The 6,549-nt window shown below is 51.2% G+C and carries 9 protein-coding genes and 4 tRNA genes; 12 read left to right on the forward strand and 1 reads right to left on the reverse strand.

The window, feature by feature from the left end; translation table 11 throughout:
• Nucleotides 1-366, reverse strand: a 366-nt coding sequence (locus D6694_11170; protein ID RMH39435.1) for a lipid A biosynthesis lauroyl acyltransferase, incomplete at its 3' end; no start/stop codon positions are given.
• A 42-nt stretch (nt 367-408) separates the two neighbouring features.
• Between D6694_11170 and D6694_11175 the strand changes: the two genes are divergently transcribed.
• The 12 genes from D6694_11175 to D6694_11230 form a co-directional block, all read left to right on the forward strand.
• Nucleotides 409-594 (forward strand): hypothetical protein, encoded by a 186-nt coding sequence (locus tag D6694_11175; GenBank protein RMH39436.1) that lies wholly within the window; start codon nt 409-411, stop codon nt 592-594.
• 66 nt (nt 595-660) lie between these two features.
• Nucleotides 661-1,383, forward strand: a complete 723-nt coding sequence (locus tag D6694_11180) for a polysaccharide deacetylase family protein (GenBank protein RMH39437.1) — start codon at nt 661-663, stop codon at nt 1,381-1,383.
• 36 nt (nt 1,384-1,419) lie between these two features.
• Complete coding sequence (locus tag D6694_11185; protein ID RMH39438.1) at nt 1,420-2,334, forward strand: cation diffusion facilitator family transporter; 915 nt, start codon at nt 1,420-1,422, stop codon at nt 2,332-2,334.
• The gene (locus D6694_11190) at nt 2,246-3,400 is read left to right on the forward strand and encodes a UDP-N-acetylmuramate dehydrogenase (protein RMH39439.1); all 1,155 of its coding nucleotides are present in this window, start codon (nt 2,246-2,248) and stop codon (nt 3,398-3,400) included. The genes D6694_11185 and D6694_11190 overlap by 89 nt, the downstream gene beginning before the upstream one ends.
• Nucleotides 3,391-4,362 carry a biotin--[acetyl-CoA-carboxylase] ligase gene (locus D6694_11195; GenBank protein ID RMH39440.1) on the forward strand — a complete coding sequence of 324 codons (972 nt, stop codon included), beginning with the start codon at nt 3,391-3,393 and terminating at the stop codon, nt 4,360-4,362. Before D6694_11190 ends, D6694_11195 begins: the two co-directional genes overlap by 10 nt.
• Entirely contained in the window at nt 4,359-5,081 is a 723-nt protein-coding gene (locus D6694_11200) for a type III pantothenate kinase (GenBank protein ID RMH39441.1), read from the forward strand. Before D6694_11195 ends, D6694_11200 begins: the two co-directional genes overlap by 4 nt.
• Nucleotides 5,078-5,842 carry a hypothetical protein gene (locus D6694_11205; protein ID RMH39442.1) on the forward strand — a complete coding sequence of 255 codons (765 nt, stop codon included), beginning with the start codon at nt 5,078-5,080 and terminating at the stop codon, nt 5,840-5,842. The genes D6694_11200 and D6694_11205 overlap by 4 nt, the downstream gene beginning before the upstream one ends.
• Before the next feature lie 31 nt (nt 5,843-5,873).
• Nucleotides 5,874-5,949 (forward strand) — tRNA-Thr (locus tag D6694_11210).
• Nucleotides 5,950-6,055: 106 nt separating this feature from the next.
• Nucleotides 6,056-6,140, forward strand: a tRNA-Tyr gene (locus tag D6694_11215).
• A gap of 40 nt (nt 6,141-6,180) precedes the next feature.
• Nucleotides 6,181-6,254: transfer RNA gene (locus D6694_11220), tRNA-Gly, on the forward strand.
• 38 nt (nt 6,255-6,292) lie between these two features.
• Nucleotides 6,293-6,368: transfer RNA gene (locus tag D6694_11225), tRNA-Thr, on the forward strand.
• Nucleotides 6,369-6,441: 73 nt separating this feature from the next.
• Nucleotides 6,442-6,549, forward strand: a 108-nt coding sequence (locus D6694_11230; protein ID RMH39443.1) for an elongation factor Tu, incomplete at its 3' end; no start/stop codon positions are given.

The following is a 6,549-nucleotide window of genomic DNA, read 5'->3' on the forward strand; positions in this document are numbered from 1 at the left end:
ACGCTGTTCAGATTCGAAAAATGGATTCTTATGGACTCGATAGAGCGCATGAACATCAGGGATATGCTGCGCTAGCATTTGTCCCCCCAACTCAATGCCGGTGAAATGGAATGTCAGCAAAATGACCCCGTACCCGTCCGAACGACTTGCCTCGATGAACGAAAGACCATCAATTTTTGCATACTTTTTGAGTTTGTCAGCGGGCGCATACCAAGCAAAGGGAACCTCAGCAAGCCCCTGTCCCAAATGGCGGAAACATGACCGTAAAATGGCTCGGCGTTCGGCATCTGTTTTCTCTGGAAAACAAAGTCGGAGATTGACTTCGGCGATGTGCCGGCGCTTTCTGGCGAGCCAATAGGTCAGCATACCCAAACCGTTTCCCACGGCACGGAGAACGGGTAGGGGTAGTTGGCCAAGCAAGCGCAAAGTTTTGAATGTGATTTGCCATTTCAAGGGCAATTTGGCGTGGTTCATGTGCATTTTGTGACTCACGAAGTGGTCAAATGGTACCTCAGTGCAGAGGCCAAACCAATGGGTGCAACCCAAGATGATGCCAAGAAAATTGCGGTGCGTCACATCGGCGCACGTGTCTAGACATGATAAACTACCAACATTTCGTCTTGGCGAGGTTGAGCATTGCACTGGGTAATCACACTGATTTTGTTGATCGTTTTCTTGGCAGGTCTCGTACGCTATCAATTTTGGCGTCCTCGTCGGCCTGCGCATTGGCCGCGTCTTCTGATGTACCATTCGGTTTCGCCAGACCAAGAAGATGGCATGAATATTTCTCCTCGGCGAATTGAACGTCATCTCGTTGTGATGAAGCGTCTCGGTTACCGTTTTGTGACGGTTTCCGAACTGCGAGATTTGTGGGAACAGGGCGTTCGTGAGCCGATGGTGGCGCTGACATTTGATGATGGCTTTGCCAATAATTATCAGTATTTGTTTCCATTGCTAAAAAAACACCACATCAAGGCCACCATCTATCTGGCCACGCAGATTGAGGGGATAGCGGCCTTATCGCAACAGCAAATTAAGGAAATGCATGCGAGTGGCTTGATTGAGTTTGGGGCGCATACTTGCCATCATGTCAATTTGTTGCTCATGCAAGATGAACAAGCAAAACGAGAGATTGAGCAGTCTGTTCAGGCAGTGCGTGAGATGGTAGGGCAATGCCGTACATTTTCCTACCCATATGGTCGTTTTGATGAACGGCACGTGGCGATGGTGGCAGCAACCGGTTGTGATACGGCCGTGACGGTCAAAAAGGCGATCGCCGAGCCATCGCAACGATGGCTCGTTCTGCCCAGAATAGGCATTCATGGAAAAACTGATGCGCTGCAATTGTATGTTGCATTAACGCGAGGCAAATACCGTTTTTGATATTGTTAGCACCGAATTTTCGAATTTGAGGGATGTATGGCGCAATCCAATAGCAAGAGGGCCGTGAGGCTCGCGTTTTTTGCCAACTTATCCATCGCCGCACTGAAATCTGTCGCGGCGTGGTGGACAGGATCATCGGCTATGCTGGCGGAAGCCATTCACTCTTTGGCTGATACTCTGAATCAGCTTTTATTATTTGTCGGGCTGAGGCGCGCTCACCAACCACCGTCACCCCAGCATCCATTAGGCTACGGACGCGAACTCTACTTCTGGTCTTTTCTGGTCGCGCTTTTTTTATTCACTTTGGGAGGCCTATATTCCGTCTGGGAGGGTTGGCACAAACTCCAAGGTGAACCTGATGCAATGACCTCGCCTTGGGTAGCGCTGGTGGTGCTGACGGGGGCAATGATTGCAGAAAGCGTTTCTTTCCACGGTTGTATCCAAGAAGCGCGTAAAGAAAAAAGGAAGGATGAAAGCTGGTGGCAATGGTTTCGGAATAGCCGACAGAGTTCCCTGATTGTTGTTTTTGGCGAAGATTTGGCGGCATTGTTCGGCCTGCTTGTGGCTTTTGCGGCTGTCCTTTTAACAATGCTCACTGGCAATAGGCTCTGGGATGCGCTTGGTTCTATCGTCGTTGGTGTCTTATTGATTGTGGTGGCATTGGCCATTGCCTTTGAAGTCAAAAAAATGCTCGTTGGAGAATCTGTTGCACCAGAAATAGAAAAAGACATTAAAGATTTTATCGAGTCTCAGCCTCAAGTGGCGCAGGTATTCCATATCATCACACAGCAGTTGGGGCCGAAAATGATGGTGGCGCTCAAGGCGAAAATGCGAGATATGCCCACAGCGGATGCGTTGATTGATGCGATTAACTCAATTGAGCAAGCCATTCATCAAAAATACCGGAGTGTTCAATGGATATTTTTTGAGCCGGACGTGCGTGATGACTAAAGAAACAGGCCTACAATTGTCGGTGCATCCGCTGGCCGAAGGCAGGCCGACCTGCCAAGCGGCGCGCTCTGTGCGTCTTGATGCGTGCAACACAATGGGCTTACCCTGTGTCGCTGACAATTATGTTGAAGCCCGGTCTTTAGCGGATCTCGGACATCTTGCTGTGACCGCGTCCGAACTACCTTGGGTGCTTGGCGGCGGGAGCAATGTGTTGCTCCCGCCGAAGCTTCCGCAACCAGTCTGCCGAATGATGATTCGTGGGATACACATAGAAGAAGACGCGCAAGATGTGTATATCACGGTTGGAGCAGGCGAGTTGTGGCACTCGCTCGTTATGTATTCCGTACAGCGGGGGTGGTGGGGGCTTGAAAACCTCGCGTTGATTCCAGGCACCGTGGGCGCAGCACCGATACAAAATATTGGTGCGTACGGCGTGGAGTTGGCTGATGTCTTATGCGAGGTCTATTGGTTTGACTGGGCGCGCGCCGAGCTTGTGATGAAGCCTAATGAAGACTGTGAGTTTGGCTATCGAGACAGTTGGTTTAAAAAAATGCCCTACCAATCGGGGTGCGTTGTCGCTGTGAGACTCAAGTTGAGCAAGACGCCACGTCCGGTGCTGTCGTACCAGCCATTGGACAAACTGGCTAACAGGCCGGGACTGGCGCCGCAACAAATCGCACAGGAAGTGATGGCCATACGTCGTGCGAAATTACCCGATCCCGAAAAAATTCATAATGCAGGCTCTTTTTTCAAGAATCCGGTCATTGATGAGCACCAATATCAAGAATTAAGAACACGATGGCCAGATCTCGTGGCATATCCGATGGCGGATGGCCACTATAAGCTTGCTGCCGGTTGGCTGATAGACAGGCTTGGCATGCGTGGCATCCGACATGGCGCGGTCGGAACCCATCCCCTGCAAGCGTTGGTCATTGTCAACTATGGAGGCGCCACCCTGAGTGAGGTGATGGCATTTGCGCATTGGATACGTCAACGGGTTTATGCTGAGACGGGGGTAACATTGACGCCAGAGGTACGTACCCTGGAGCCGTGGCCATGGAACTGAAGTGGCAAGTACTCAACATTTTGTCAGACGGAAGATTTCACTCCGGCCAGAAATTGGCCGAGCAATTGGGCATATCGCGGTCAGCAGTTTGGAAAATCATTCACGGCTGGCAAGCGTCTGGTATGCCAGTGGATGCCGTCACAGGGCGTGGCTATCGGCTGCGAGAAGCATTTGTCCCATACACATTAAAGCGTTTGCAAACGGCATGTTCCAGCGTGCATTGGCATTTTTTTGAGGCGGTCGATTCGACCAACAGTTTTTTGTTACGCAATGCCCCCAAGCAAGGCATGTCGGTTTGTCTTACCGAAGAACAGTCACAGGGCCGAGGACGTCGTGGTCGGACGTGGAACAGTACGCCGGGCTATTCCCTAACTTTCTCGTTCGCCGAGTGGACCAGCAAGCCAGTCAGTGAGCTGGCGTGGCTACCACTGATCGCTGGTGTTGCCGTATCAACAGCGTTGATAGGGTTGGGCTTTGAAAATATCGGCATCAAATGGCCAAATGACATTGTTATCAAAACCGACGATGGTCAATGGCGAAAGCTGGCGGGGATGTTGATGGAGGTTTCTGGAGGCCTGGAAGGCGATGTTTTGTGGGTGCTGGGGATTGGGCTGAACGTCGGCTTGCATGCATTGAAAAATATTGAAGCGGAGTATCCCTGCGGCACTTTAGCGTTGCAGAAACCTGATGCAGCGTGTTTGCGACATGAAATTTTGCTCGCAATCATTCAGTCGTGGCAACACTGGGTAAATCTCTTTTGGCGAGAAGGGCCATCTCGCATCAAGAGGGCCTGGGAACAGTTTGATGTGTTGGCTGAACAGCCGGTTGTTGTGCGAACATCCGAGAATATCTATCACGGGCATGCGATGGGGCTCGACGACTTCGGTCGGTTGGTGATTAATACCAACGGTGAACGAAGGGTCCTGACTGCCGCTGATGTTTCGATTAGGGCGCATCCATGACAAAGCAGACGGAGCACTCAGCACTTTATATGGACGTTGGTAACTCGACGGTCACGTGGGCGGTGGGTGAGCGCATTGTCACGGGAGATGGCTGGCAGCAGCTGGCCTTTAATCGGCCAGTGTTTGTGGCCAGCGTTCTGGATGAGATGACGAACCGGAAGTTGGCAAGAGCGCTACAACGTAATGGGGCCGAGCGCGTCGTATGGGCGCATAGTGAACGCCACTGGCGAGGATTGAAAAATGGTTACGTGCGTCCTGAAACCCTTGGTGTTGATCGTTGGCTTGCCTTGATCGCCGCTTGGTCCTGGAAGCAAGGCGCTTGGTTGGTCATTGATGCTGGTACTGCCATCACCGTAGACTGGATTGACGAAACGGGGCAACATCTCGGTGGACATATTATTCCAGGAACAAAGCTGGGCATGTTGAGTTTGCGCAACAACACGGCAAAAGCCCATGCTGAGGTATCAAATATCAGTTATGAACCGCTCTCGCCCTATAGTGACAACACGCAAGATGCCATTGCCCATGGTGTTCACATGGCGATAGCAGCATACATCAAAACGCAATTGGATCTGTTTCGTCAGCAATTTCCTTACGGTAACGTCGTTTTTGGTGGAGGGGCAGGACGATCGCTTAGCGTCCTTTATCCAACAGCTAAAGTCGAGACAGCGTTAGTGATACGGGGATTGCAGGCGAGATTTGGAGAATGTGGACAATGAAAAAATATGTGTTTTACGGATTGATCCTGGCCAACCTTGTCGTTGCTTTACTGTACTTGAATGCGCCGAGTCAGGGCAGTTCGGGTGAAGTGACATTGATGTTGAATCAGGACTGGATTCGCATCGTACCGCCCCCGTCACAAACACCGGTGACTGATGGCGCTGAAGGGGCGTTGCCTGAGGGCCGGCGGCCGAGTGCGGAGACGGCGCGGAGTTCTAAAAATGCGACCTATAACAAACAATCCGAGAATAGCGAAATTCCTGCATTCACCTGTTGGCTCATCGACGGATTGGATGATGAGGTGGCGGCGCGGCTGGAGATCGAACTTGAGAAAATGGGGGTCGAGTACAGAACCATACAGAATATGCGAAGCCAACCAGCAGGCCACATCGTGCTGATTGGTCCGTTCGCGAGCGAGGCAGAGGGGCTGAAGGCGCGTCGCCAAGCCATAAAGGCAGGGTTCGGTGATGCATTATTGCTAACACGAGGTCGTTGGAAGGGAAGTGTATCGCTCGGCATATTTAGCAGTTATGACAACGCCAAACGTCAACAAAAAAGGGCGAAAAAGCGACTCCCGGACTTGGAGATTCGCATTGAGCAAAGGTTTCGAAACGAATCGAAAAAAGCCATCTATGTTCGTCTTGACAAGGGAATGTCATGGCCTCCGAAGCCTATTGACAGTGAGCATTTGAATCCGAATCAAAAAAAATGGCAGAAAAAGACGTGTAAAGGCGTTGAATTTTCCGAAACAACGCAATAGAATTTGCGTCCCTCGTCAATGAGGGTGTCATGCCGGCTTAGCTCAGTTGGTAGAGCAACTGACTTGTAATCAGTAGGTCGTGAGTTCGAGTCCCACAGCCGGCACCAAATACAGAGCATGGGCCGCCAAGGTGCGGCCCATGTCAAAAAGGTTGACCTTTCATAGCGGTGTTGGCATTATTCGCGCTCGCTAGTGAAAGGTGAATATGACAGCGGAGGGGTTCCCGAGCGGTCAAAGGGAGCAGACTGTAAATCTGCCGGCTCAGCCTTCGTAGGTTCGAATCCTACCCCCTCCACCAAATCATTCGGGCGTCTTGAAAGATTACGCCTGATGGGTGTGCGGGTATAGTTCAATGGTAGAACCTCAGCCTTCCAAGCTGATGATGCGGGTTCGATTCCCGCTACCCGCTCCAGAATAGACAGGTTATCGTGAAACAGCGATAAGGTGTGTGCCGATATAGCTCAGCCGGTAGAGCACTCCCTTGGTAAGGGAGAGGTCACCAGTTCAAGTCTGGTTATCGGCACCAGAATTCGGGGTGACGTCATGGGACGTCGCGCCGTTTTGTTGTATATGCTCAATCAGTTGCTCGGAGACAGCTTATGTCAAAGGAAAAATTTGAACGTAAAAAACCCCATGTAAACGTGGGTACGATTGGTCACGTTGACCACGGTAAGACCACGTTGACTGCGGCGATGTGTAACGTATTG

It is taken from the genome of Gammaproteobacteria bacterium, from assembly GCA_003696665.1.
GTDB lineage: Bacteria > Pseudomonadota > Gammaproteobacteria > Enterobacterales.

Coding starts and splice junctions, on each gene's coding strand:
- D6694_11200 (RMH39441.1), top strand. CDS start 4,359: ATGACAAAGCAGACGGAGCACTCAGCACTTTATATGGACGTTGGTAAC.
- D6694_11190 (RMH39439.1), top strand. CDS start 2,246: ATGCGATTAACTCAATTGAGCAAGCCATTCATCAAAAATACCGGAGTG.
- D6694_11185 (RMH39438.1), top strand. CDS start 1,420: ATGGCGCAATCCAATAGCAAGAGGGCCGTGAGGCTCGCGTTTTTTGCC.
- D6694_11195 (RMH39440.1), top strand. CDS start 3,391: ATGGAACTGAAGTGGCAAGTACTCAACATTTTGTCAGACGGAAGATTT.
- D6694_11205 (RMH39442.1), top strand. CDS start 5,078: ATGAAAAAATATGTGTTTTACGGATTGATCCTGGCCAACCTTGTCGTT.